Here is a 23,365-nt window from a genome sequence, read left to right as displayed (position 1 = left end):
CCTGGTCTCACTCCGTCTCGTCGAGGAGGGGGAACGGGATGGGGAGGGCGGCGGGCGCGCTCAGCCCCAGGTCGGTGGCCAGCCCCCGGATGTCGAGGGCGTCGAGATGCGCGACGGCGTTCGCGCCGAGCCGGCGCCAGGCCGGGTGCGCGGAGGCGTCCCGGCGGTCGCAGATCGCGGCGAGCAGGGTGTCCGGCCGGTGCTGCACGCGACTCAGGAGTGACTGCCAGTCGTGCGGGTGCGGGCAGGGCAGGATCAACGACCGGTTCGCGCGCACCGGATGCGGCGGGCGGTCGCCGACCGTGAGCAGGACCGTGCGCGTGTGTTCCGACGTCGAGAGCCGCCGGGCCACGGCGTCCAGCATGTCCTCCAGCTGCGCGGCGTGCGGGTAATAGGGATAGCCCTCGGTGATCGCGCCGCGATCCTCCAGCGGCTCCAGAGCGGCCAGAGCGTGCTCGGGCGCGACCTGCCAGGCGGCGACCTCCACCGGATGCTCTCCTGCCGATCGGTCGTCGTAGGAGTGCGCGCCGTACGTCACGAGGGAGACCCGCAGGAGGCCGGCCAGCTCGGTGGACAGGAAACTGACCACCTGGCGCACCCGGCTCAGCCGCTCCTCCACCTTCGCGTCCGGCCCGCACACCTCCACCGCGCAGATCAGATGCGTGGGTCCGGCCCGGGGCGGCAGCTGCGACGGCGCCGCGGCGACGAGGTCGCCCCAGTCGCGCGGGTCGCGCGTCAGCTCGCCCACGCCGGTGAACCGCACCTTTCCCGGCCGCACCAGCTCGGCCGTCAGCGGGTAACGCCCGGGGGTGAGCCTGGCGCTGTGCACCGACAGCAGCCTGGGCTCGCGGCCCTGCCAGGTGACCACGGCGAACGCGGTGCCGTACTCGTCGCCGGGCTCGCAGCGGACGGTCACCTCGGCCCGGGTGCCTGGGACGGCGCCGATCGGGAACAGCTGCTTGCTCCCCAGCCGCAGTCGCCCGCCCGGGTGGTCGGCACGCATCACGACCAGGTCGTACGACCGCGTCAGCGGGTCGGAGGCCAGGACGTCCTCGACGACCGCGGTGACCGGCCCGTCGACGGGGTGGACGGCGGCGGGCCGCGCCTCGCTCAGCCAGCCGAGCACCCGGCTCGCCTCCGCGCCGTCCGGAAACGAGCAGGCGAGGACGACCTCGTCGGCGGACGACAGGTCGGCGGCCCGGAGCACGGCCTGCCGGGGAGACTCCTCTGCCCACCCGTGCTCGGAGGCCAGTTCGCCCCATGACAGGGACCAGTAGTGGCAGCGAGGTCTGCCGTTGTCGTCCCGATGGATCTGGAAGACGGTCATTGCGTCGGCTGCGACCTCGACGATCGTGAGGCGGCCGGTGGCGGTGAGCCCCGCAACGGCCCGGGCGACGGCCTTGCGAAGCAGAGCCTTGTCGGGCTCTGGCACGAATCCTCCGATTATCGTCCTATTTGTCGCCCACGTCCCTTTATGTCTAGTCGGCAACTACGAAGAGACGACTTGTCATAACGCTAGGCTTCTTGTTGTGTCGTTGCGTCGAATCATTGTCAATTCCCCGCAATCGCACGACAGGGATCTACGATAGCCCGCGTCGCGTGCGTAATGCCAGGTTGCGATATGGCGCTCCAGGTGGGGGCCGCGTAGGCGAGGAGAAACATGAGACGGTTTCTGATTGCGCTGTCCGGAGCGCGGCCGGAGGTGCTCCAACGGTGCCCGACGGAGTACGGGAAGTTCGAGGGCATCGGCGGCGCCGTGCTCACCACGGCCGTCCTCGCGGTGGTCTCGATGACGTTCGCCCTGAACAGCGCCCTGGGCGTCAACGTCGTCCTGGCGGTCATCGCGGCGCTCGTCTGGGGCCTGATGATCCTGAGCCTCGACCGCTGGCTGGTCACCACGATGAGGGCGGACGCCCCGCGCCGCTGGCCGCTGGCCGTTCCGCGCGTTCTCATGGCACTCCTGCTCGGTTTCGTCATCTCCACGCCATTGGTGCTGCAGATTTTCCGGTCGGAGATTGATGCTCAAATCGTGCAAATCAAGCAGCGGCGTGCGGACACGTTCGTCGCACAGCAGCAGCAGGGCAACGTCGGCAAGGACGTCGGCCAACTCCGCAAGGAGGTGGCGGATCTGGAGAAGGTCATCTCCTCCGGCGGCGACGTGCCCATCGACACCGAACAGGACCCGGCCGTCAAGGCGTTGACCGTCGAGCGTGCCAGACAGCAGAAACTGGCCGACAAGCACTACGACGAGTGGCAGTGCCAGCTGTACGGGGGACCCTCGTGCCCGAAGAAGGGCGACGGTCCTCTCGCACAGGACAGCCGGCGCGCGTACGAGAAGGACAAGCGGCGGATCGACCTGATCAACCGGCAGATCGAGAACCGCAAGCGAGAGTTGAGCGCGAGTAGCGAGGAGGCCAAGCAGGCCCGCCTCGCCAGCGCGCAGGAGGCCCTGCCCAAGGCGAAGGCGCAGCTCGACGCGGGGATCAAACGGCAGGCGGACCTCCAGGCGTCCTTCGACGCGGAGAACATGGCGACCAACGGTCTGCTCATCCGCATCCAGGCGCTGAACGAGATCACCGGCAAGGATCCCAGCCTCAGCGTCACCCGTCTGCTGCTGTTCCTGCTGTTCCTCCTGATCGAGTGCCTGCCGATCGCGGTCAAGCTGATGCAGCGGCCGGGCAACTACGAGAAGGTCCTCGCGCTGGCCGAGAAGCACGAGTTCCGGGACGCGCGGGGCACATTCGCCTCGCCCGGCACGTCCGGTCCGGGTACGTCCGTCCCGCCCTCGGCCCGCTCCCAGGACGTCTGGCGCATCTGGTCCCGTACGGGCGAAACGGGTCCCCAGCCGGTCGTGGACGTCTCCGGGGACGGCGCGCCGTATCCGGCGGGCCCGACCGGCACCCGCGCGGAGACCGTCGGCGAGACCGACGTGTACGACTCGCTGGAGGACCAGGAGCTGAGACGGATGCCGGACGACAGGACCATGCGGGTGCCGCGGGCCGGCGCCGAGCGTCACGGGGGAGTCGAGCTGCTGCCCGATGACGACTGACGCTCCCATGGCGAGTCCGGGGCGCGTGATCAGGGACCGTTACGAGCTGAGGTCCCAGCTCGGCCGCGGCGGCATGGGCACGGTCTGGCTCGCGAAGGACAGGATGCTCGGCCGGTTCGTCGCGCTCAAGGAAGTCGCTCTGACGCCGTACGGCGAGAGCATCGAGGTCCAGCGGGCGAGGGCGCTGCGGGAGGCTCGGTCGCTGGCCCGCATCAGGCATCCCGCGATCGCCGGGATCTACGACGTCTTCGAGGAGGGCGGCTCGCCGTGGATCGTCATGGTCCACATCGAGGGCGGCTCCCTGGACGACCTGATCCGGCGGCGGCGGTTGTCCGAGCGCGAGATCGCCACCATGGGACGCGAGGTGCTCGCCGGGCTGACGGCGGCACACGCCGCGCACGTGCTGCACCGCGACGTCAAGCCGGCCAACATCGTCGTGGGGCACGACGGCAAGGCGGTTCTGGTCGACTTCGGCATCGCCCACATCGTCGGCGAGAGCGGGCTCACCTCACGCAGCACCCTGCTCGGCACCTCGGAGTTCATGGCGCCGGAGCGGATCGACGGGCGCACGGTGGGACCGGCCGCCGATCTGTGGTCGCTCGGCATCACGTTCTTCTGCGCCCTGGAAGGCTACTCGCCCTTCCGCCGGGAGAACCCCTACGCGACCGTGCACGCCGTCTGCAACGACGATCTCCCGCGGCCTCGCCACCCCGGGCCGCTGTACGACGTGATCGCCGGACTGCTCAGGAAGGACCCCGGCCTCCGGACGGGAGCGGCCGAACTCGACCGCCGGTTGGCGGCGATCCTCGCTTCGCCGCGGTCCACGCCGCCGATGCGGCCGCCCCACTCGCCGCCACCTCCACCCCAGCAGCCGCAACAGCCGCAACAGTCGCCGCCGCCGTCGCGCGGCTCTTCTTCACGCGGCTCTTCTTCACGCAGCGCCGCCGCGGCGCTGGCCGCGATGACGCCCGGTGCGGCCGGACAGGCGCTGGACGCCATGGCGGACGATCCGTCCCGGGCGGCCGAGGTGCTGGCCCTGCTGCCGCCCGGCCAGGCGGGGCGGGTAATCGGTCACATGACCGCGGCGGGAGCGGCCGCGCTGCTGCGGCAGATGCCGGCGAGCCGGGGCGCGGGCATCCTGGCGGACGTGGCCGATCGGGTCGCCGCGGACATCCTCAACGCGCTCGGCGTCACGCCCGCCGCGATCCGGCTGGTCGAGGCGATGACGACCCGGCGGGCCCGGCAGGTGCTGGAGTACGTGCCCCCGCCTGTCACCGCGGCGCTGCTCCGGGCGACCACGGACGGCCGCGCCGAGCGCCTTCTGGCCGGGCTCAGCCCCGCCGTACGCGCCCAGATCGCCTCCGCCCGCTGACCGGCGGCAACGGGAGGGCCCGGCGGACTCCGCCGCCGGGCCCCAGGGGATCCCTACTGAACGGTGATCTTGTCGACCTCGACCGTGATGCCCTTCACCTGGGGGGTGGAGGTGCCGGTCGTGACGCTGCCGGTGCCCGAGGACACGCCCTTGACCTTGAAGGAGTAGCTGAGCGTGCCGCCGGGGGCGCCCGGCGTGCTGGTGATCCGGTAGTCCTGCGTCGGCGGGCCGCTGATCTGGCTGCCGGCGTTGCCTTCCGCGTTCTCGGCGCCGACGGTCAGGCCGTACTCCGGCCCAGGGTCACCCGGCAGGTTGGCGGGGTCGTAGGCGTACGAGATGTCCTCGGCGCCGCCCAGCCCGATCCACTGCTGGAAGACCTTGCGGCTGTTCGTGCCGTACAGGTTGACCTGCCACTCGACGACGATCCACCTGTTCACCCCGTCGGTCAGGGAGGCGACGTAGACGCCCGGCGCCCCGGTGCCGTTCAGGTCGGTCCAGTACGACGCGAGCACGCCGTTCGGCGGGGCCGTGTCGGGCAGCGTCTGCGGTGCGAACTGGATGTCCGCCGCGCCGTTGGTGCCACCCGCCACCGTGTAGCCGTTGGAGACGACGCCGATCCTGGTGAACGTACGTCCGGCGTAGGTGAACGCCGGGACGGTGAAGTTCAGCGCCTCCTCGTCGCCGATGGGGGTCGGGGCGATGCCGAAGGCCGACAGCGGCAGGTAGCCCACCGGGCTCTCGCCGGGTGCGATGGTCGGCTTGTCCGGCTGCCTGCCCGCGAGCGTGCTCTTGGCCGTCACGATCTGGCTGCCGATCTTGGTCGCGCCGGTGACGCCGCCCAGCCGCAGCTTGAGGTCCAGTGTGCTGACCGCGGTGACCTCGGTGTCCTCCAGGGTGTTGTTCTGGACGGTGACCGTGCAGGTGGACTCGCCCGTGTTCCTGGCGATGGTGCTCGGCGCACAGGTCTGGTCGATCGGCACGGCGCCCTCCTGCCGGTAGAAGGCCACCGGCAGGTGCTGCTCCCGGTTGCCGCCGACCTGCTTGAGGTTCACCTGGCCGAAGTACTGCCCGTCGGGCAGGTCCGGCGCCGTGATCACGATCGTGATCTTCTGGCTCTTGCCCGGCTTCACCGTGAACAGCGGCGGCAGCACGGTGATGTTCGCCCCGCTGACGGTGGTGCCCGACGCGGCGTAGACCAGCGACTTGCCGGTGGCGTTGACGAGCGTGCGCTTGGCGGTGATCACGCCCGGCATGACGGGCGCGTTGACCGACGGCAGGTTGAGGTCGATCCGGTTCAGCGGGTCGGCGGCCGAGGCGGCGTAGTTCGCCGCGGTCTCGTCGAGGGTCAGGCCCGCGTCGCCCGCCTTGCTCAGGTCGATGCGGCCGCCGCCGTAGTCGAACGGATCGGCCGGGGTGGTCCGGTCCTGCTTGGTGACCTTGGTCGTCGCGGTGGTCTCCAGGGCCGACTTGACCTGGCCGGGCGTCCAGTCGGGGTGCAGCGCGAACACGAGCGCGCCGGCGCCCGCCACGTGCGGCGACGACATCGAGGTGCCCGCGATCGCCTGGTACAGGTTGCCCGGAGGGCCTTCCAGCTCCGACTCCGGCGTCGGGGTGGTGCCCGCCAGGATGTGCAGGCCGGGCGCGGTGACGTCGGGCTTGAGGAAGTCGCCGCCCGGGCCGCGCGAGGAGAACGTCGTCATCGCGTCGCCCTGCCAGGTGGCCTTCTCTCCCTGGGTGAAGCTCGCCGTCCCACCCGGGTGCGAGTTCAGCCAGGCGAGCAGCACGTCGGTCTCCGGCTTGTCGATGTGGACCGTCGGCAGCCAGTGGTTGTCGGTCATCACGTCGAGCGGGGTGGAGTTGTACAGGATCATCCCCGCGGCGCCGCCCTTCTTGACCTGCGCTCCCTTGAGCACCCGGTTCGGGCCGCGCTCACAGGCGACGATCTTCCCGGTGAACAGCCCCGGGGGCGGGGTGCTGACGCACAGCGCGTCGTTGTACGGCGGAGCCGACGCGAGCACCACGGGCAGCGGCGAGGCGACGCCCGCCGTGATCGACGCCCCCTTGATCGACGGGCCGCCGGTCAGCGTGATCGTCGACTGGAAGGTGCGGCTCTGCGTCGAGGCCGCCACGGTGGTCACCCACGGGCCGCGGTGGTCCGTCGTCGCCGCGCCCGGTCCCGAGTTGCCCGCCGAGGCCGACACGAACACGCCCGCCGCGTACGCGTCGAGGAACGCGAGCTCGACCGGGTCGCTGTAGGGGTCGGCGCCGCCGCCGACCGAGAAGTTGATGACCCGCACGCCGTCGGCGATGGCCTGCGCGACCGCGGCCGCCGAGTCGGACTGGTAGCAGCCCTCCGCGCCGCAGACCTTGTAGACCGCGACGTGCGCCGCGGGCGCGATGCCGTGGATCGCGCCGCGGTCGATGCCGAGCGGGTTGGCGTGGTCGACCGGCCCGCCCGCCGACGTGGAGGCGGTGTGCGTCCCATGGCCGTTGGAGTCACGGGCGCTGTCCCCGTACATCTCCCCGCCCACGATGGCGTTGTACGTCTCCAGGAACGGCTGGCCGGAGATCAGCTTGTTGTTGCAGCGGAAGGGGTCGGCCGCCGGCGTCAGCGGGTTGTCGCCGAAGTCGCACGTCCGCGCGGTGCCGTCCGCCCTCGGCGGGGGAGCCGGAAGCGTTCCGGGGTCGGCGAACGACGGATGCTCCGGCCACGCGCCGGTGTCGAGGATGCCGACGATGACGCCCTTGCCCGACGACTTCGCGCCGCCGAGCCGGTTGTAGACGGCGGTCGCGCCGATGAACTCCGGGCTGGAGTCGGTGAGGGGCTGCTCCCGCTTGTCCTCCTGCACGGCGGCCACACCGGGCAGCTTCAGCAGGTCGGCGGCCTTGTTGGCGGGAAGCGTCAGGGCGACGCCGCCGTAGACCGTGCGGAGCTTCTGCCCGACCCTGGCGCCGGGAATCTTGCTGCCGAGCTCGCCGAGGAAGGTGTTCTCGACGCTCTCGATGTGCTTGGTGTATTTCGCCGCGTCACCGCTCTTCGGGTTGAGCGCTCTGCCGGTGACCGACGGGCTGGTGCCGGGCAGACCCGGCAGGCCGCCCTTGTACGCCGCGAGCGAGTCGTAGTCGAGCTTGACGACGACGCTCGTCCGTTCCGCCGACTGCGAGGCGAGCAGCGCGGGGTCGCTCTTGGCGAGCCGGCCGCTGGGCGACTTGGCGCCCTGGACGCGCTCGGCGCCCGTCACGGCCGTGGCGCTCCACGACCACGACGGGGTGGGGCTCGGGTCGGCGGCAGCGGTGGCCGCCGGGATCATCGCCGTCACCAGGCCGAGGCCGGCGACGACCGCTGTGGTCCGTAAGTAGGCAGGTGGGGGCTTCCTCGACACGACACCTCCATGGAGACCTGTGAGGCCCCGCCGCTCAGGGCGTGGAGGAGCCGCGCCGCCCCCGGGCATGGGAGGGCACGGGCCCTCCCCGTTGGGCGACGGGCGAACGGCCACCCGAGACGGGCGGCCGAAGCTGACTCGGAGTTTAACTAGCGATCGTTTTTCCGGCTAGATCGTTCCATGAGATGATTTTTCACCGGCGCTCATAACATTTCGGGCTGACGGTTACCGCTATTTCGGATATGTGGACTGGCGACCCTGGAATGCCGATTACTAAACTGCGCAATCGTGGGCGACCAGGCGGAATTACGCGCCGGAGACCGGGACAGGGACCGGATCGCGGACAGGCTGCGCGCCGCCGTCGGTGAGGGCCGCATCACCCTGGACGAACTGACCGATCGGCTCGACCGTCTGTACGCCGCACGCACGTACGGCGAGCTGGAGGCCCTGGTCGCGGACCTGCCCGGGACGCGGGCGCCGGACGTGCGTTCGGAGCCGGCGGACGACCTGCTGCTGTTCACCCGCGGCACGCGCGCCGTCAGGAAGACCGGGCGCTGGAGGGTGCCGCCGCGCATCACGCTCGACTGCACCTGGCGGACGGCGGTGGTCGACTTCCGGTACGCGGACTGCCCGCACCGGGAGATCGACATGATCGTCCGCTGCGACTCGATGTTCGGCGACGTCGTCATCCGGGTCCCGATCGGCTGGCGTGTCGCCGCCGACGAGGTGACCTCCGGCGGGTGGGTCCGGCACAAACGCGTGCACAACACCTCTCCCGTGCCGCCCGATCCCGACGGCGTCGTGCTGCGGCTGTCCGGGCACATCGGCGGCGACATCTGGGTGCGCTACCACCGGATCCCCTGACGACCGGGCCCGATAGGGTGCCCGGATGCCGCATTCGCCGCATCGCCGGCTCGCCGCGCTGGCCGCCGCCGTGGTGGTCGTGGCCGCGGGCCTGACGGTCCGGGCGCTGCTGCCGGGCGCGGTCGCCAAGTACGCGGGCGACCTCCTCTACACCCTCCTCGTGTACGCGCTGGTCGTCGTGGCCGCGCCGCGCGCCCGGCCGGTCGTGGTGGCGGCCGTGGCGCTCTGCCTGAGCTGGCTGGTCGAGTTCGCCCAGATCACCGGCGTACCGGCCGAGCTGTCGGCGCACAGCGCGCTGGCCCGGCTCGCGCTCGGCACGACCTTCAACGCCCCCGACCTGTTCTGGTACGCCGTGGGCGCCGCCGCCGGATACGTCACCCATGTTTCCCTGATCGCGATCCCTTGTTATCGTCACACTGACGATTAAGGAGGTCGTGGTGGCACTGACCGATCTGCTGGGGCCCCTCCTGGAGCCCGCCATCACCCTGGGCGGCGTGTCGACGAGCTGGGCGGAGCTGCTCGGCTTCGTGACCGGAGCGCTCACCGTCTGGCTGGTGGCCCGCCAGAACATCTGGAACTGGCCGATCGGCGTCGCGAACGTCGTCCTTCTGGGCCTGGTCTTCCTGGCCGTGGGCCTGTACGCCGACGCGGGCCTGCAGATCGTCTACGTGGTCCTCGGCCTGTACGGCTGGTGGCAGTGGCTCTACGGCGGGGCCGGGCGGACCACGCTCGCGGTCACCAGGACCGGCCGCGCCGAATGGGTGTGGCTCGCGCTCGCCGGCGCCGGAGTCACCGGGCTGCTCACCGCCGCGCTGGCCGCCTGGACCAACTCGGCCGTCCCGTTCTGGGACGCCCTGACGACCGCCCTGTCGCTCATGGCGACCTACGGCCAGTGCCGCAAGCGGGTGGAGTCGTGGTGGCTGTGGATCGCGGTCGACCTGATCTACATCCCCCTCTACGCGTACAAGGACCTCTATCTCACCAGCGTCCTCTACGTGCTGTTCCTCGCGCTGTGCGTGGCCGGGCTGGTCGCCTGGCGGCGCGACCTGGCCGCCCGGCCGGTTCCCACCCCTGATGCGGCGGTGGCGCGGTGAGCGCCCGCTACGCGCACGGACTGGTGATCGGCAAGTTCTATCCGCCGCACGCCGGCCACCATCACCTCGTCGACACGGCCGCCGAGCATTGCGCGCTGGTCACGGTGGTCGTGGCCGCCTCGAGCGTGGAGAGCATCCCGCTCGCCCTGCGTACGGCGTGGCTGCGCGAGGCCCATCCGCAGCCGCACGTGGTGGTGGCGCCGGTCGTGGACGACGTCGAGGTCGACTACGACGACCCGGACGTCTGGGCCGCGCACGTCGAGGCGTTCCGGCACGCGCTGGCGCTCGCCCACGGCGGCGGCGCGCCCGACGTCGACGCCGTCTTCTCCTCCGAGGCGTACGGGCCGGAGCTGGCCCGCAGGTTCGGCGGCGCGCACGTGGCGGTCGATCCGGACCGGAACCGCCACCCGGTCAGCGGGACGATGGTCCGCGACGACCCGGTGGCCGCGTGGCCCTGGCTGAGCCCCGCCGTACGCGCCCACCTCGCCTGGCGGGTGGTCGTCGTCGGAGCCGAGTCCAGCGGCACCACCACCCTCGCCCGCGCCCTGGCCGCCCGCTACGCCGCACGCGGCGGTGTCTGGTCCGCGACCCGGTGGGTGCCCGAGTACGGCAGGACCTACTGCGAGGAGAAGCTCGCCCTGGCCCGCCGGGCGGCCAAGAGGGCGGGAGCGCCCGAGCCGTGGCTCGACGACCTTGAGTGGGAGCCGGAGGAGTTCACGCTGATCGCGCACCGGCAGCTCGGCTGGGAGGAGGCGGCGGCGCGGGTCGGGTCGCCCGTGCTGTTCTGCGACACCGACGCGCTCGCCACCGCCCTGTGGCACGAGCGTTACCTCGGCACAGTGAGCGCGGACGTCCTGCGCGTCCACGAGCGGGCCCGGCACGACCTGTGGATCCACACGTCCGTCGACGGCGTGCCCTTCGAGCAGGACGGCTGGCGCGACGGCGAGCACGTCAGGCACGAGATGGACCGGCGGCTGCGCGCCGAGCTGTCCCGGCGCGGCCTTCCGCACGTCGTCGTCTCCGGATCGCCGGGGGAGCGGCTCGCCGCCGCGGCGCGAGCCGTGGACGATCTCGTCGCGGCCGGTCGCCACTTCGCGCCGCCGCTCTGAGCTGGGTTCATATGTGAACCGATATCGGCCGGGTGTCCATATGAATATTGGACTTGTTCCGAACCCTCTGGTTTGCTCCTGCGTCTGACAGATCACCGACGCACGAGAGCGAGGACATGCCATGGGACACCCGGTGACGGTGAAAGCCGCCGCGATGACGGTCTTCGTCCTGGTCGGAGCCGCCCCGGCGACCCCCGCCGCCGCCGCGCCCCGGACGGACGTGGCCGCCGCGCTGCGCGCGCTGGAGACGTCCTTCAAGGGCCGCATCGGCGCGTACGCGATCGACACGGCGACCGGGAAGACGATCGGCTACCGGGCGGGCGAGCGGTTCGCGCTGGCGTCCACCTTCAAGGCGGTGGCCGCCGCGGCGGTGCTGGACCGCACCACCGACCGCGAGCTGACGCGGAAGGTCGTCCGCTGGACGGCCGACGAGGTGAAGCCGTACTCGCCGGAGACCGCCAAGCACGTTAAGGACGGCATGACCCTCGCCGAGCTGTGCCGGGCCGCGATCATCTACAGCGACAACACCGCCGGCAACATGCTGCTGAAGCGCATCGGCGGGCCGGAGGGGCTCACCCGCTACTTCCGCACGCTCAAGGACCCGGTCTCGCGGCTGGACCGGTGGGAGACCGAGCTCAACGAGTGGTCGCCCAAGGAGAGGCGGGACACGACCACGCCCGCGTCGATCGCCCGCGACCTGCGCGCGCTCACCGCGGGCGACGCGCTCGGCGCGAAGGACCGCTCCCGGTTGCTCGGGTGGCTGCGCGACAACACGACCGGGGACGCGCGCATCCGCGCCGGTCTGCCCAAGACGTGGATCGTCGGCGACAAGACCGGCACCGGCGGCACGTACGGCACCGCCAACGACATCGCCGTCGTCTGGCCGGCCAAGGGGGCCGCCCCGATCATCATGGCGATCTACACCAATCGCCTGGCGGCCGACGGCTCCGGTGACGACAAGGTCGTCGCCAAGACGGCGACCGTGCTCGCGCGCGGCCTCGGCCGGCTGCCGTAACCACTCGTTACGGGGTCGATCGCGTTTTACGGCCCCATAACCTTGTCTATAGCCATTTGGGGGAGGATCTAGTGAACGCCACGGGGAAGGTGCTGCGCCTTGCCGCCATGGGAGCGGCGGCGGGCGTGCTGGTCGCGGGCATCGCGCTGCCGGCGGTGGGAGGCGCGGGCGTCGGACTGGTGTCGGCGGTCGAGGACGTGGGCCTCGCGCCCCGGGACCTGGCCGAACCCCCGCTGGCGCAGGTTTCGGTCATCCAGGACGTGAAGGGCCGCGAGATCGCGCGCTTCTACGAGCAGTACCGCGAGGTCGTCCCGCTCGACGAGATGGCCGACATCATGAAGACCGCCATCATCTCGATCGAGGACTACCGGTTCTACGACCACGGCCCGATCGACATCGAGGGCACTGTCCGCGCCCTGGCGAAGAACCTGCAGTCGGGCGGGGTGGCCCAGGGCGGATCCTCGATCACCCAGCAGTACGTCAAGCAGGTGCTGCTCAACGCCGCCGACACCGAGGAGGAGAAGAACAAGGCCCTGGAGGCCAGCTACGCCCGCAAGCTCAACGAGCTGCGCTACGCGATGGGCGTGGAGAAGAAGTACTCCAAGGACCAGATTCTGGAGAAGTACCTCAACATCGCCTACTTCGGCGCGGGCGCGTACGGCGTCGAGGCGGCGGCCAAGCGGTTCTTCGGGATCAGCGCGAGCGAGCTGACGCTGCCGCAGGCGGCGACGCTGGCCGGGGCCGTGCAGGACCCCAACGCCACCGACCCCAACCTGGGCAAGACCAGCCGCGACCGGCTGCTGAAACGGCGCAACGTCGTGCTCGACCGGATGGCCGAGCTCGGCAAGATCACCGAGGAGCAGGCGGCCGAGGCGAAGAAGGCCAGGCTCGGCTACAAGGGGACTCCGCTGCCCGGCGGCTGCGAGTCGAGCGAATACCCGTACTTCTGCGTCTACGTGCGCAACGAGATCCTCAACAACGCCGACTTCGGCAAGACGGCCAAGCAGCGTCTGGCGTTCCTCAACCGCGGCGGGCTGACCATCAGGACCACGATCGACCCCACGATGCAGGCCGCCGCCGACAGGGCGATCAGCAAGTGGGTCCACCCGTCCGACAACCCCGTCGCCGCCGAGGCGCTGGTCCAGCCCGGCACCGGAGCGATCAAGGCGATGGCCGCGAGCCGCCCGTACGGCACGCGCAAGAGCAAGCACCAGATGTCCTACAACCTCGTGGCCGACGTCGCGCACGGCGGCGGCATCGGTTTCCAGGCCGGTTCGACGTTCAAGACGTTCACCCTGCTCACCGCGTTGAAGCAGGGCATGAAGATCAGCGACGGCTTCAGCGCGGGCGCCGGCTACACCGCGCCCTCCCCCTCGGCGTTCGAGAGCTGCGCGGGCGACGCGGTCGGCGACACCCGCTGGACGGTTACCAACGACGAGGGGTCGCCCGGCTGGAAGACCCTGCAGACCGGCACCTGGGCCTCGGTCAACACCTTCTTCATGGAGCTGGAGCGCCGCGTCGGGCTCTGCGAGGTGGTCAAGACGGCCAAGTCGCTGGGCATCCACCGCGCCGACGGCGCCGCGCTTCACGAGGTCGAGACGTTCACGCTCGGCATCAACGAGATGGACCCGGTGACCGTGGCCACCGCGTACGCCGCGATCGGCGCGCGCGGCAAGTACTGCGCGCCGATGGCGATCACCCGCGTCACCGACAGCACCGGCAAGAGCACCGACTACAAGCCGAAGTGCCGGCAGGCCCTCGATCCCGAGGTGGCCGACGCGGCGGCGCACATCCTGTCGGGCGTGTTCACCAAGGGCACGATGTCGCCGGTGGGGGGCATCGGCCGTGATGCGGCGGGCAAGACGGGGACCAATGACATGTCCTCCTCCGCCTGGTTCGCCGGGTTCACCCCCGACCTCGCGGGCGCGGTCAGCCTCGGCGACCCCCGTGGCACGTCGAAGTACAAGCTGAACGGCGTCACGATCGGCGGTCGTTACTACGGCTCGGTGTTCGGCGCCAGCATCCCCGGTCCGATCTGGAAGGACACGATGCTGCGGGCGCTGCGCGGCGTGCCCGCGACGGAGTTCACGCCGATCAACGCCGAGCGGTTCGGCGGCTGCGGCGGAAGCTGCCGGGGCCTGGTGTCCGTGACGCCTCCGACAGGCGGCAACGGTCCGGCGGGAGGCGGCGACGGCCCGACGGGAGGCGGCGACACGCCGGTGCAGATCCTGCCCGACTGATCGAGGGCGTCGGCTAATCGAGGGCGTCGGCGGTGTCGAGGACGCGGAACAGCCGGGTCAGGTTGGTCCAGCGCAGGATGCGCAGCACCTGGCCGCCAGGCGCGATGAGCGCCAGGTCGCCGTCCCTCTCGCGCAGGTTGTGCACCAGACGCACGAGCAGCCCCACGCCCGTGGTGTCGATGAACCGCACCTCGCTCAGGTCGATGGCCAGCCACGGGCCGCGGGCCTCGATCTGCGTGCGCAGCGGCTCCCGCAGGTGCCGCACCGCGTGGAGATCCAGCTCTCCGCGCAGCCCCAGCACCCACCAGCGGGTGGGGGAAGAGGGTTGTGCCGTCCACGTCTCCACGGTGGTTCCCTTCGCTCTCCTTGGCGCCGGGGACCACCGGGGAACGGGACGGGAGGTCCGGGGCGACCGACGAAGCGCTTCGACCGACACGCCGATGAACGTACGAGCTGAGCCGCACTCAGAGTAACAATCCCCATTCGGCGCGTCGATCGAGTGGGGTAAAGCTTCTATGGTCATTAAAAAGACGGGTGGCTATTGTCCCGATTCATGGGGGTTAAGCGCCGGCTGCTAATCGGAGGGATCGTCGCGCTGGCCGCCGCCGGATCGGCGCCGCTCGACGAGGAACTGTCCCGGGCCGTCGCCGTCGCGTACGCCGCGCAGGGCTCCCTTCCGTACTCGTGGGGCGGGGGGCACGCGGCGCGGCCGGGACCGTCGAAGGGGACGTGCCGCGGCTACAGCGGCTCGATCAAGCCCTGCCCGGCGGGCCGGACGCGTGGTTTCGACTGCTCGGGGTTCACCCGCTGGGTGTACGGCCTGGCCTTCGGCGACGACGTGCTCGGCCCCGGCAACACCGACGACCACCTCCGCAGGCTGCGCCGGGTCGGCGTGCCGCGACCCGGCGACCTGGTCTTCTACGGCAGGCCGGGCAGGACCCACCACGTCGGGGTGTACGTCGGCGGAGGAAAGATGATCAACGCGTTCGCGACCGGGACGCGGATCCGCATGGACGACGTGAACGTTCTGGACGACCTGCTCGGTTATTACCACTATCCGGCCTGATCCCTATGCTTGCTCCGTCATGGTAAAAGTGCGGGTTTTGGGGCGGATTGCGGCAAAGGTCGACGGGCGCCCCGCGGACCTCGGGACCTCGCTCCAGCGCGCCGTGCTGGCCCGGCTGGTGGGCGCCCAGGGGCACGTGGTGTCGACCGACCGGTTCGTCGACGACCTGTGGCGAGGGCAGCCGCCGCCGCGCGCGCTGGCCGCGCTCCAGGTCTACGTGTCGAACCTGCGGCGGGCCCTGGAGCCGGACCGCGCCCCCCGCGCCGCCGCCCGCGTGCTGGTCAGCGCTCCCCCCGGATACCGCCTGGCGCTGGAGCCCGGCGACGTGGACGCCTGGCGCTTCCCCCGGCTGGTCGAGGCCGCCGCCGGCCTGCTCGCCGAGGGGCGGCCCGCGAACGCGCTCGAAATCGTGGACGAGGCCCTGGCGCTGTGGACCGGCCCGGCGTACGCGGAGTTCACCGAGGAGGAGTGGGCCCTCCCCGAGGTGGTCCACCTGGACGAGCTGCGGGCGGTCGCGGTGGAATACCGCGCCGAGGCCGGGCTCGCGCTCGGCCGGCACGCCGAGGTCGTCCCGGAGCTGGAGCGTCATCTCACCGCGCATCCCCTGCGGGAGAACGCCGTACGGCTGCTCGCGCTCGCCTACTACCGGGCCGGGCGGCAGGGGGAGGCGCTCGCGGCCCTGCGCCGGACGCGCGCCCTGCTCGCCGAGCAACTCGGCGTCGACCCCGGGCCCGCCCTGCGCGCGCTGGAGTCGGACATCCTCGCGCAGGCCGAGTCGCTCGACGCCGCCCCGCTGGTCTCGGAGCCTGTGGTTCCGGAGCTCGTGATCCCGGCTCCCGCTCCCGCCCCGGACCCCGTCTCCCCCCGCATGGTCGGCCGTACGGCGGAGCTGTCGCGGTTGGCCGCCGCGGCCGAGCAGGGCGGGGCCGGGTTCCGCATCGTGTGGCTCGGCGGCGAGGCGGGCTCGGGCAAGAGCACCCTGGCCGACGCGCTCGTGCGGCGCCTGGCCGCGGACGGCTGGCAGACCGTGGTCGGCCGCTGTCCCGAGACGACCGGCGGCGTGCCGCCCGCCTGGGCGTGGAGCGAGGTGCTGCGGGAGCTGTCCGCGACCTGCCCGCCCGAGCCCGAGACCGCGGCCCGGCTGGCGCCGCTGCTGACCGACGACGCGGCGCCCGTGGGCCAGTTCTGGCTGGCGCGGGCGGCGGGCGACTATCTGGAGGGCGTGCCGGGACCGCTGCTGATCGTGCTGGAGGACGTGCACCGTGCCGACGAGGAGACCCTTCAGCTCCTGCGTCACCTGGCGGGCCGCCTGACCCGGACGCCGGTCCTCGTCCTGCTGACGCATCGGCCCGCCGAGGCGTGCGACGACCTCACGGCCACCGCCGCGGCGCTCGCCGTGCAGACGGTGGAGCACATCACCCTGGGCGGCCTGGCCGAGCCGGAGGTGGCCCGTCTGCTCATGGCACGCTCCGGCACGGAGGTCGACGAGGCCACGGTGCGCACGATCACCGAGCGGACCGGCGGCAACCCGCTGTTCGTCACCGAGACGGCCCGGCTGCTCGCGGTGGACGGCCCCACGGCGGCCCACGCGCTGCCGCCCGGCGTGCGCGACCTCATCCGCCGCCGCCTCGCCCGGCTGCCCGCGACGGCGCAGACCACGCTGCGCACCGCCGCCGTCCTCGGCCGCGAGGCCGACGCGGACGTGCTGGTCGCCCTGCCGGGGGCGGACGAGGAGACGGTGCTCGACGGCCTGGAGACGGGCGTGCTGTCCGGGCTGCTGGAGGAGCCGCGCCCCGGCCGTGTCCGGTTCGCCCACGTGCTCGTCCGCGAGACGTTGTACGAGGACATCCCGCGGCTGCGCCGGGCGCGGATGCACGGCAAGGTCCTGACGGCGCTGGAGCGGGTGCGCCCCGGCGACGTGGGGGCGCTCGGGCACCACGCGCTCGCCGCCGCGACGACCGCGACCGCCCTCACGGCCGCCGAGTACGCGGCGCGGGCCGCCGGGCAGGCGGCCGCGCTCTACGCCCACAGGGAGGCGGCCGCGCTGCTGGAGGGCGCGCTGGGCGCGCTCGACCTGCTGAGCGAGGGGACCGACGACGCGCATCGGGACGTCCGCCTCGACCTCCTGTGCCGTCTGGTGTCCGCGCAGGCGCACGCGGGCGACGTGATCACGGCGGTGCGCAACCGGACGAGGGCGCTGGCGGTGGCCCGCCGGATGGGCGGACGGGACGCGGTGGCGCGGGCGGTGTCCTCGCTCGACGCGCCGGTCATCTGGACCATCCAGCCGGACCGCGTGCTCGACACCGATTTCATCCGGGCGATCGAGGAGTCGTTGCCCGCGGAGGCCGGGGAACTGCGCTGCCGGATGCTCGTCGCCCTCTGCCATGTGCTCGAAGGACACGACGCGGAGCGCATCGAGGCGGCCAGTGGGGAGGCGCTGGCGATCGCGGACGCCCTCGGCGACCCCCGGCTGCGGTGCATGGCGCTCAACGGCCGCTACTGGGTCTGTCTGACTCCCGACAAGCGGGACGAACTGGAGAGGCTCGGGCACGATCTGCTGGCCGCCTCGGCCGCCGCAGGGCTCCTCGGCTATCAGACGCTCGGCCACTTCTCGCTGCTCATGGTCGCGCTGGGCCGCAACGACTGGACGACGGCGCGCCGGCACGCCGACAAGGCGATGGAGCTGTCGACGAGCGGCCAGCTCGGCCTGGCCCTCGGCATCCTCGGCTTCCTCGACGCCCTGCGCCTGCTGGTGAGGGGGGAGTTCGAGCGGGCCGAGAGCGTCTACTCGCAGCTCGGGGAGCAGCTGGCCAGCACCGGTGACGCCAACGGCGCGATGGTGGGAGTGGTCGGCCGCTTCGTGGTCAAGCTGGCGGCGGGACGGGTCCACGACTCGGTCGAGGAGCTCGCCGCCCTGTGGGAACGCCTGCCGCAGGACGCCGGCGAGCTGTACGCGCGGGCGCTCACCGGCGCCGGCCGCCCGGAGGAGGCCCGCGCGGCCTGGGCTCCCGTACGCGCCCCTCGCCGGGACTACTACTGGCTCTTGTTCATGGCTCTCCGCTCGGACAACGCGATCAAGCTGGACGACCCGGAGGTGGCAGGGGAGTGCTACCGGCTGCTCCTGCCGTACGACGGCGAGCTGGCCGGCCTGCACTCGGGCTCGGTCACGCTGGGGCCGGTGGCGCACACGCTCGGCGACCTGGCGGTGTTCCTGGGGCGGCCCGGCGACGCCGAGACCCACTACCTGCGGGCCGCCGAGGTCGCCCGGCAGGTCGGCTCCCCGCACTGGGAGGAGGCCGCCCGCCGCGGGCTTGACGACGCGGCGCTCACGCGGCGCCGAAGATGAGGCGTTCGCGGCGCCGGTGGGCGCGGCGCAGCACCGCCAGCATGACGACCAGGACGGGCCCGGCCAGCGCGCGCAGCTCCGCCATCTCCTCCGGCCGCGCGTGCTGCTCGATCCTCGGCAGCTCGAAGCGCACGTCGCCGCCCTTGCGGACGTACTGCTCCAGCTCCTCCCAGTCCTTGCCGGACACGTGCCGCATGATGATCGGGAAGATCGTGCGCTCCTCCTCCTCGATGTGCTCGTCGAGCAGGTCCGCCAGCCGGCGCAGCGGCTTGGCCAGCTCGGCCGGGTCGCCCGCGACGGACTGGATCTCCTCCAGCAGCGGGTCGAGCTCGGAGTGGTCCTCGCTCAGCTCGCTCAGGTCCACCTCGGCGCCCGCGGACCGGACGAGCAGGGGCCACAGACGGTCGTCCTCCGCCTTGTGATGGTGGTGGATGCCGCGGCACAGCTTGGTGACGTACTCGCGGATGGCGGCGGCGCGCTCCGGCCCGCACGGCTGCCGCCCCGCGGCGATCTCGGCGGTGACGTCGGCGAGGCGCCGGGAGTCGGCCCGCATCGCCCGGTGCGTGATACGGAAGCCCAGCAGGTTGGGGGTGTCGGACATCGGGGGCCCTTCGTGAGCGGGGGAACGGCGGTGTGTCACGCTCACTGTGCGGCCGGGCACTTGGGGTCGGTTAAGACCCTACTTAAGGCCGATTCTTGTGGGACGAGAGATAGGCGTGGGGAAAACCCGATAGTTTGTTCCGTCATGGACAGCCGATGGGTGGGACCGGACGGTTACGAGATCGTTCCCGCGTACCGCCGTGACCGCCAGGTGCTGCGGGTGCGGCGCCACGGCCAGGTGGTCGCCGACTGCCTGTCGGTCGAGGAAGTCGCCCGGTATGTCGACCTCGCCGACCTGTGCGAGGTGATCCCGCTGACCGCCCGGACCGGCGACGCCCGTCAGGTAGCCAGGTCACAGGCGTAACAGGCGCGGGCCCTGGGCACTCACAGTGCCGAGGGGGAATCGATGCGCCTGCCTGCCCGTCTGCTCGTCACCGTCAGCGCACTCGCCGCCGCGCTCGCCGCCGCACTCGCCGCCGCACTGGGCGGCTGCGGGTCGGCGCCCACGGAGCCCGTGGCCGAGACGCCGGTGTACGTGCTCAACTTCCGGGACTCCGAGCGGGGCAGGCCCGACCAGCGGCCGGCGAACCTCGTGCTCTCGGAGTTCAGCACGATGAGCGCGGTCACCTGGCGGACCTGGGGACCGACCCGGGCGACCGGCGCGGGCAAGCTCAGCGGCACCTGGTGCCTGCCCGAGTGCGCGGACGCGCCGTACGACGCCACGGTGACGTTGAGCAGCGTGATCCCGGTCAAGGGCAAGGGCTACTTCAGCCGCTACGCCGTCACGGCCGACGTGCCCGTCCGGCACCGGCCGGAGGCCGACCTGTCCGGGGTCCTGCCGACACCCTGAGCGCGCCCTGAGCGGCCCGCGGCGCGGGGTGATTCGAATTCGCGTAGGCCGCCGTGGCCGTGTATGGTTACACCTGTCCGCAACGCGAGAGCGGCTGGCGGACCCGCCCCTATAGCTCAGTCGGCAGAGCGTCTCCATGGTAAGGAGAAGGTCAACGGTTCGATTCCGTTTGGGGGCTCTAGTCGAGAAGTCCTATCCAAGCAGTGTTTCTGACTGATGCTGCCGGGTGGGGCTTTCGGCTTGGTGGGGATGCCTCATCTCCAGGGGAAGACCGACTTCGATCATGGCTGATCCCGATGCGCGAATAGCCGTACAGGTCGGGTATCCTTGCGTGGCCGGATCCAGTTTCCGGCCGAGGCGGAGTAGCTCAGTCAGGCAGAGCAAGCGGCTCATAATCGCTGTGTCGCCGGTTCAAGTCCGGCCTCCGCTACTACCCTCCCGGGTCACCTGCACAAGGCGGCCCCGGCGTGGGTTGTCCAGTAGTCCCGAACGCAGAAAGGCACTCCCACGTGGCTGCCACAGACGTTAGGCCGAAGATCACGCTGGCCTGCCAGGAGTGCAAGCACCGCAACTACATCACGCGGAAGAACCGGCGCAACGACCCGGATCGGCTTGAGCTGAAGAAGTACTGCCCCAACTGCAAGACGCACCGGGCGCACCGCGAGACCCGTTAGTTTCGGCACGCGGCCGGTTCTGGCACGCGGCTCCGGCACGCGGCGCGGTCCCGCGCAGGCATCACTTCGGAACCCCATCGCACTTCCGACACCGGCGTTCCCCCACGGGGACGCCGGTTTGTCGTGTCCGCACTTCGATTCCGGGTTCTGTTACGGTACGGCCTACCCGCTCAGCAGAAGGAGCCCGGCCCGATGGCTTTGAACCGTGATTTCGTCGGGCGGACGTACGCGTCGTCCGCGCCCTACGAGGTCAGCCGCGTGAAGATAAGCGAGTTCGCCACCGCGATCGGCGACTCCAACCCGATCTACCACGACAGGCAGGCCGCCGTGGCGGCCGGACATCCGGACGTCGTCGCGCCGCCCACGTTCCCCATCGTGTTCAGCCTTCTCGGGACCGGTGACGCGCTCGCCGACCCCGAGCTCGGGCTCGACTTCTCGATGGTGGTGCACGGCGAGCAGCGGTTCGAGTACGAGCGGCCCATCCACGCGGGCGACGAGCTGGTGTGCGCCTCGACCATCGCGGAGATCCGCAGCGTCGGGCGCAACGAGTTCCTGACTCTGCGCAGCGACGTCTCCACCACCTCCGGCGAGCTGGTCTGCCGGACCTACAACGTCATCGTGGAGCGGGGAGGGGCGGCCTGACATGGCGGCGACGGTCAAGTACGACGAGGTGGAGGCCGGCCAGCAGATCCCGGCCGTCGAGTACCGGGTCCGCCGGGTGGACCTGGTGAGGTACGCCGGCGCCTCCGGCGACTTCAACCCCATCCACTGGAACGAGCGGTACGCGAAGGCGGTCGGCCTGCCCGACGTCATCGCGCACGGCATGTACACGATGGCGCAGGGCGGCCGGTTCGTGACGGACTGGGCGGGCGACCCCGGCGCGGTGGTGGAGTACGGCGTCCGCTTCTCGTCCATGGTCGTGGTGCCGGACGACGACAACGGCGCGACGATCACGATCAGCGGGATCGTCGAGGAGAAGCGCGAGGACAAGCGGGTCGTCGTCGCGCTGACCGCTAAGTCCGGCGACTCCCGCGTCCTGTCCAAGGCCCGCGCGGTGGTCCAGCTCGCCTGACCGGCCGATTGACCGCGGCGGTGCTGGGTAGCGGTCGGATCGTGAGCGATCGAGACAACCCAGATCGGGACAACGCAGCGGACCGGACCGGTGACGTCGCAGGCGTCGCCGCACAGACCCAGGACCCCGGCAAGGCGGGCGACGCCCACGGCGGCGGGATGCCGCGGCCGCGAGTGGAGAACGCCAGGCGGGCCGCCCAGGCCGCCGGGCCCGAAGAGATCGACGAGGTCGAGCAGGACGTCGCGCCCGGCGGGACGATCGAGACCGCGCTGACCCCCTCGGGCGAGCCGTCGATGGTCGCCTCCCAGCTCCTGTGGGACGGCAGCTCGGCCACGTCGAGGATCGACGAGTCGATAGCCGAGGCGGAGCGCGAGGACCGCGGATAGCTATCCTGTTCGTCGGACGTTCCGCGTGCGAGGAGACCGATGGCTGACCGGTTGGCAGGGGTGCCGCTCGCCCCGTACACCACACTGCGGACGGGCGGACCGGCCCGGGCGTTCACGCAGGCGGAGACGCAGGACGAGCTGGTCGCCACCATGGCAGAGGCCGACCGCGCGGGCGAGCCCGTGCTGGTGCTCGGCGGCGGCAGCAACCTCGTGGTGTCCGACGACGGGTTCGACGGGCTCGTGGTGCGCGTCGCCACCCGGGGCGTCGAGGTGACCTCCGATGACGACCGGGTGCGGGTGACCGTGCAGGCGGGGGAGGACTGGGACGCCCTGGTCGCCCGCTGCGTCGCCGAGGGCTGGTCAGGGGTCGAGTGCCTGTCCGGCGTTCCCGGGCTGGTGGGATCCACCCCGATCCAGAACGTCGGCGCGTACGGCCAGGACGTCTCGCAGACCGTCACCGGCGTCCGCGTGTACGACCGGATCGCCGGCGAGGTGCGGGACCTCACGGCGGCCGAGTGCGGCTTCGCCTACCGGCACAGCGCGTTCAAGCACGACCCGGGCCGGCACGTGGTGCTGGCCGTCACCTACGCCCTGGAGCGCTCGCCGCTGTCGGGTCCCGTGGCGTACCGGGAGTTGGCCGTCCGCCTCGGTGTGGACCTCGGTGAGCGGGTGCCGCTGTCCGACGCGCGCGAGGGGGTGCTGGGGCTGCGGCGGGGCAAGGGCATGGTCCTCGACCCCGGCGACCCGGACACGCGCAGCGCCGGGTCCTTCTTCACCAACCCCGTGCTGGGTCCGGACGAGGCGGCGGCCCTGGCGCTGCGGGCCCCCGGACACCCGCGCTGGGACATGCCCGACGGCACGGTCAAGGTCCCGGCGGCGTGGCTGATCGAGAACGCCGGCTTCCCCAAGGGCTACGAGAAGGGGCGGGCCCGCATCTCGACCAAGCACACGCTGGCCCTCACCAACCCGACCGGCGAGGCCGGCGCGGACGAACTGCTGGCGCTGGCCCGCGAGGTGCGCGACGGCGTGCACGAGAAGTTCGGAGTGTGGCTCGTCAACGAGCCCGTGCTGGTGGGAGTAAGTCTTTAGCTCGGGTTAAACTAGGACAACACCGAAGGGGAGTAGTCCGAAATCCACTGATCGACACACTGGCGGTTCGTCCGCCCGGTCGTGGAGCCCTCGTGGCGGACGAGACCTTCGGCCCGACAGTCATGACCGCATGCTGCCGGGCCGAAGTCGTGCCCG

Annotated in this window: 21 protein-coding genes and 2 tRNA genes; 19 read left to right on the top strand and 4 right to left on the bottom strand. The window is 71.6% G+C overall.

Annotated elements, in window-relative coordinates:
• Window positions 1–7: 7 nt before the first annotated feature.
• Window positions 8–1,432 (bottom strand): hypothetical protein, encoded by a 1,425-nt coding sequence (locus tag ACWEQG_RS12405; protein ID WP_452284139.1) that lies wholly within the window; start codon window positions 1,430–1,432, stop codon window positions 8–10.
• A gap of 228 nt (window positions 1,433–1,660) precedes the next feature.
• Here ACWEQG_RS12405 and ACWEQG_RS12400 point away from each other — a divergent pair, with 228 nt between their 5' ends.
• Window positions 1,661–3,049, top strand: coding sequence for a DUF4407 domain-containing protein (locus ACWEQG_RS12400; protein WP_452284137.1), 1,389 nt, complete (start codon window positions 1,661–1,663; stop codon window positions 3,047–3,049).
• Window positions 3,039–4,421, top strand: coding sequence for a protein kinase domain-containing protein (locus ACWEQG_RS12395; protein WP_452284135.1), 1,383 nt, complete (start codon window positions 3,039–3,041; stop codon window positions 4,419–4,421). Before ACWEQG_RS12400 ends, ACWEQG_RS12395 begins: the two co-directional genes overlap by 11 nt.
• A 53-nt stretch (window positions 4,422–4,474) precedes the next feature.
• On the opposite strand, the gene ACWEQG_RS12390 is transcribed toward ACWEQG_RS12395, so the two are convergent.
• The gene (locus ACWEQG_RS12390) at window positions 4,475–7,804 is read right to left on the bottom strand and encodes a S8 family serine peptidase (protein ID WP_452284133.1); all 3,330 of its coding nucleotides are present in this window, start codon (window positions 7,802–7,804) and stop codon (window positions 4,475–4,477) included.
• Window positions 7,805–8,092: 288 nt separating this feature from the next.
• Between ACWEQG_RS12390 and ACWEQG_RS12385 the strand changes: the two genes are divergently transcribed.
• From ACWEQG_RS12385 to ACWEQG_RS12360, 6 genes are all read left to right on the top strand, one after another.
• The gene (locus ACWEQG_RS12385) at window positions 8,093–8,668 is read left to right on the top strand and encodes a DUF1707 SHOCT-like domain-containing protein (RefSeq protein WP_452284131.1); all 576 of its coding nucleotides are present in this window, start codon (window positions 8,093–8,095) and stop codon (window positions 8,666–8,668) included.
• A gap of 25 nt (window positions 8,669–8,693) precedes the next feature.
• Window positions 8,694–9,095, top strand: a complete 402-nt coding sequence (locus ACWEQG_RS12380) for a ribosomal maturation YjgA family protein (RefSeq protein ID WP_452284129.1) — start codon at window positions 8,694–8,696, stop codon at window positions 9,093–9,095.
• A gap of 10 nt (window positions 9,096–9,105) precedes the next feature.
• Window positions 9,106–9,762 (top strand): nicotinamide riboside transporter PnuC, encoded by a 657-nt coding sequence (pnuC, locus tag ACWEQG_RS12375; protein ID WP_452284127.1) that lies wholly within the window; start codon window positions 9,106–9,108, stop codon window positions 9,760–9,762.
• Window positions 9,759–10,871 (top strand): AAA family ATPase, encoded by a 1,113-nt coding sequence (locus ACWEQG_RS12370; RefSeq protein WP_452284125.1) that lies wholly within the window; start codon window positions 9,759–9,761, stop codon window positions 10,869–10,871. The genes pnuC and ACWEQG_RS12370 overlap by 4 nt, the downstream gene beginning before the upstream one ends.
• 154 nt (window positions 10,872–11,025) lie before the next feature.
• Window positions 11,026–11,886, top strand: a complete 861-nt coding sequence (bla, locus tag ACWEQG_RS12365; protein ID WP_452285083.1) for a class A beta-lactamase — start codon at window positions 11,026–11,028, stop codon at window positions 11,884–11,886.
• Between the two features lie 71 nt (window positions 11,887–11,957).
• Window positions 11,958–14,126: a transglycosylase domain-containing protein gene (locus tag ACWEQG_RS12360; protein WP_452284123.1), complete on the top strand. Its 2,169-nt coding sequence runs from the start codon at window positions 11,958–11,960 to the stop codon at window positions 14,124–14,126.
• 13 nt (window positions 14,127–14,139) lie between these two features.
• Here the strand turns inward: ACWEQG_RS12360 and ACWEQG_RS12355 are convergent, their stop codons facing one another.
• Window positions 14,140–14,472: an STAS domain-containing protein gene (locus tag ACWEQG_RS12355; RefSeq protein ID WP_452284121.1), complete on the bottom strand. Its 333-nt coding sequence runs from the start codon at window positions 14,470–14,472 to the stop codon at window positions 14,140–14,142.
• A gap of 207 nt (window positions 14,473–14,679) precedes the next feature.
• On the opposite strand from ACWEQG_RS12355, the gene ACWEQG_RS12350 reads away from it, so the two are divergent.
• Together ACWEQG_RS12350 and ACWEQG_RS12345 are read left to right on the top strand one after the other, a co-directional pair.
• Window positions 14,680–15,192 carry a C40 family peptidase gene (locus tag ACWEQG_RS12350; RefSeq protein ID WP_452284119.1) on the top strand — a complete coding sequence of 171 codons (513 nt, stop codon included), beginning with the start codon at window positions 14,680–14,682 and terminating at the stop codon, window positions 15,190–15,192.
• A 28-nt stretch (window positions 15,193–15,220) separates the two neighbouring features.
• Complete coding sequence (locus tag ACWEQG_RS12345; protein WP_452284117.1) at window positions 15,221–18,538, top strand: BTAD domain-containing putative transcriptional regulator; 3,318 nt, start codon at window positions 15,221–15,223, stop codon at window positions 18,536–18,538.
• Here the strand turns inward: ACWEQG_RS12345 and ACWEQG_RS12340 are convergent.
• Window positions 18,519–19,139, bottom strand: coding sequence for a hemerythrin domain-containing protein (locus tag ACWEQG_RS12340; RefSeq protein ID WP_452284115.1), 621 nt, complete (start codon window positions 19,137–19,139; stop codon window positions 18,519–18,521). The genes ACWEQG_RS12345 and ACWEQG_RS12340 overlap by 20 nt on opposite strands.
• 144 nt (window positions 19,140–19,283) lie before the next feature.
• On the opposite strand from ACWEQG_RS12340, the gene ACWEQG_RS12335 reads away from it, so the two are divergent.
• From ACWEQG_RS12335 to ACWEQG_RS12295, 9 genes are all read left to right on the top strand, one after another.
• On the top strand, window positions 19,284–19,502 hold the full coding sequence (locus tag ACWEQG_RS12335; protein ID WP_452284114.1) for a transposase: 219 nt from the start codon (window positions 19,284–19,286) through the stop codon (window positions 19,500–19,502).
• Window positions 19,503–19,544: 42 nt separating this feature from the next.
• Window positions 19,545–19,988 carry a hypothetical protein gene (locus ACWEQG_RS12330; protein ID WP_452284112.1) on the top strand — a complete coding sequence of 148 codons (444 nt, stop codon included), beginning with the start codon at window positions 19,545–19,547 and terminating at the stop codon, window positions 19,986–19,988.
• A 105-nt stretch (window positions 19,989–20,093) separates the two neighbouring features.
• Window positions 20,094–20,166 (top strand) — tRNA-Thr (locus ACWEQG_RS12325).
• Between the two features lie 178 nt (window positions 20,167–20,344).
• Window positions 20,345–20,418 (top strand) — tRNA-Met (locus tag ACWEQG_RS12320).
• Window positions 20,419–20,497: 79 nt separating this feature from the next.
• Window positions 20,498–20,662, top strand: coding sequence for a 50S ribosomal protein L33 (rpmG, locus tag ACWEQG_RS12315; protein ID WP_036325591.1), 165 nt, complete (start codon window positions 20,498–20,500; stop codon window positions 20,660–20,662).
• A 192-nt stretch (window positions 20,663–20,854) separates the two neighbouring features.
• A complete protein-coding gene (locus tag ACWEQG_RS12310) occupies window positions 20,855–21,304 on the top strand; it encodes a MaoC family dehydratase N-terminal domain-containing protein (RefSeq protein ID WP_182907225.1) in 450 nt (149 codons plus the stop codon).
• A 1-nt stretch (window position 21,305) separates the two neighbouring features.
• A complete protein-coding gene (locus ACWEQG_RS12305; protein WP_363470773.1) occupies window positions 21,306–21,734 on the top strand; it encodes a MaoC family dehydratase in 429 nt (142 codons plus the stop codon).
• Between the two features lie 41 nt (window positions 21,735–21,775).
• Window positions 21,776–22,120, top strand: a complete 345-nt coding sequence (locus tag ACWEQG_RS12300; protein ID WP_452284110.1) for a hypothetical protein — start codon at window positions 21,776–21,778, stop codon at window positions 22,118–22,120.
• 39 nt (window positions 22,121–22,159) lie between these two features.
• Window positions 22,160–23,209 carry a UDP-N-acetylmuramate dehydrogenase gene (locus tag ACWEQG_RS12295; RefSeq protein ID WP_452284108.1) on the top strand — a complete coding sequence of 350 codons (1,050 nt, stop codon included), beginning with the start codon at window positions 22,160–22,162 and terminating at the stop codon, window positions 23,207–23,209.
• The last annotated feature ends 156 nt before the right edge of the window (window positions 23,210–23,365 follow it).

The organism is Microbispora sp. NPDC004025, from assembly GCF_053604425.1.
Note: the sequence above shows the minus strand (reverse complement) of the source record. Positions and strands in the feature narration are given on the sequence as shown.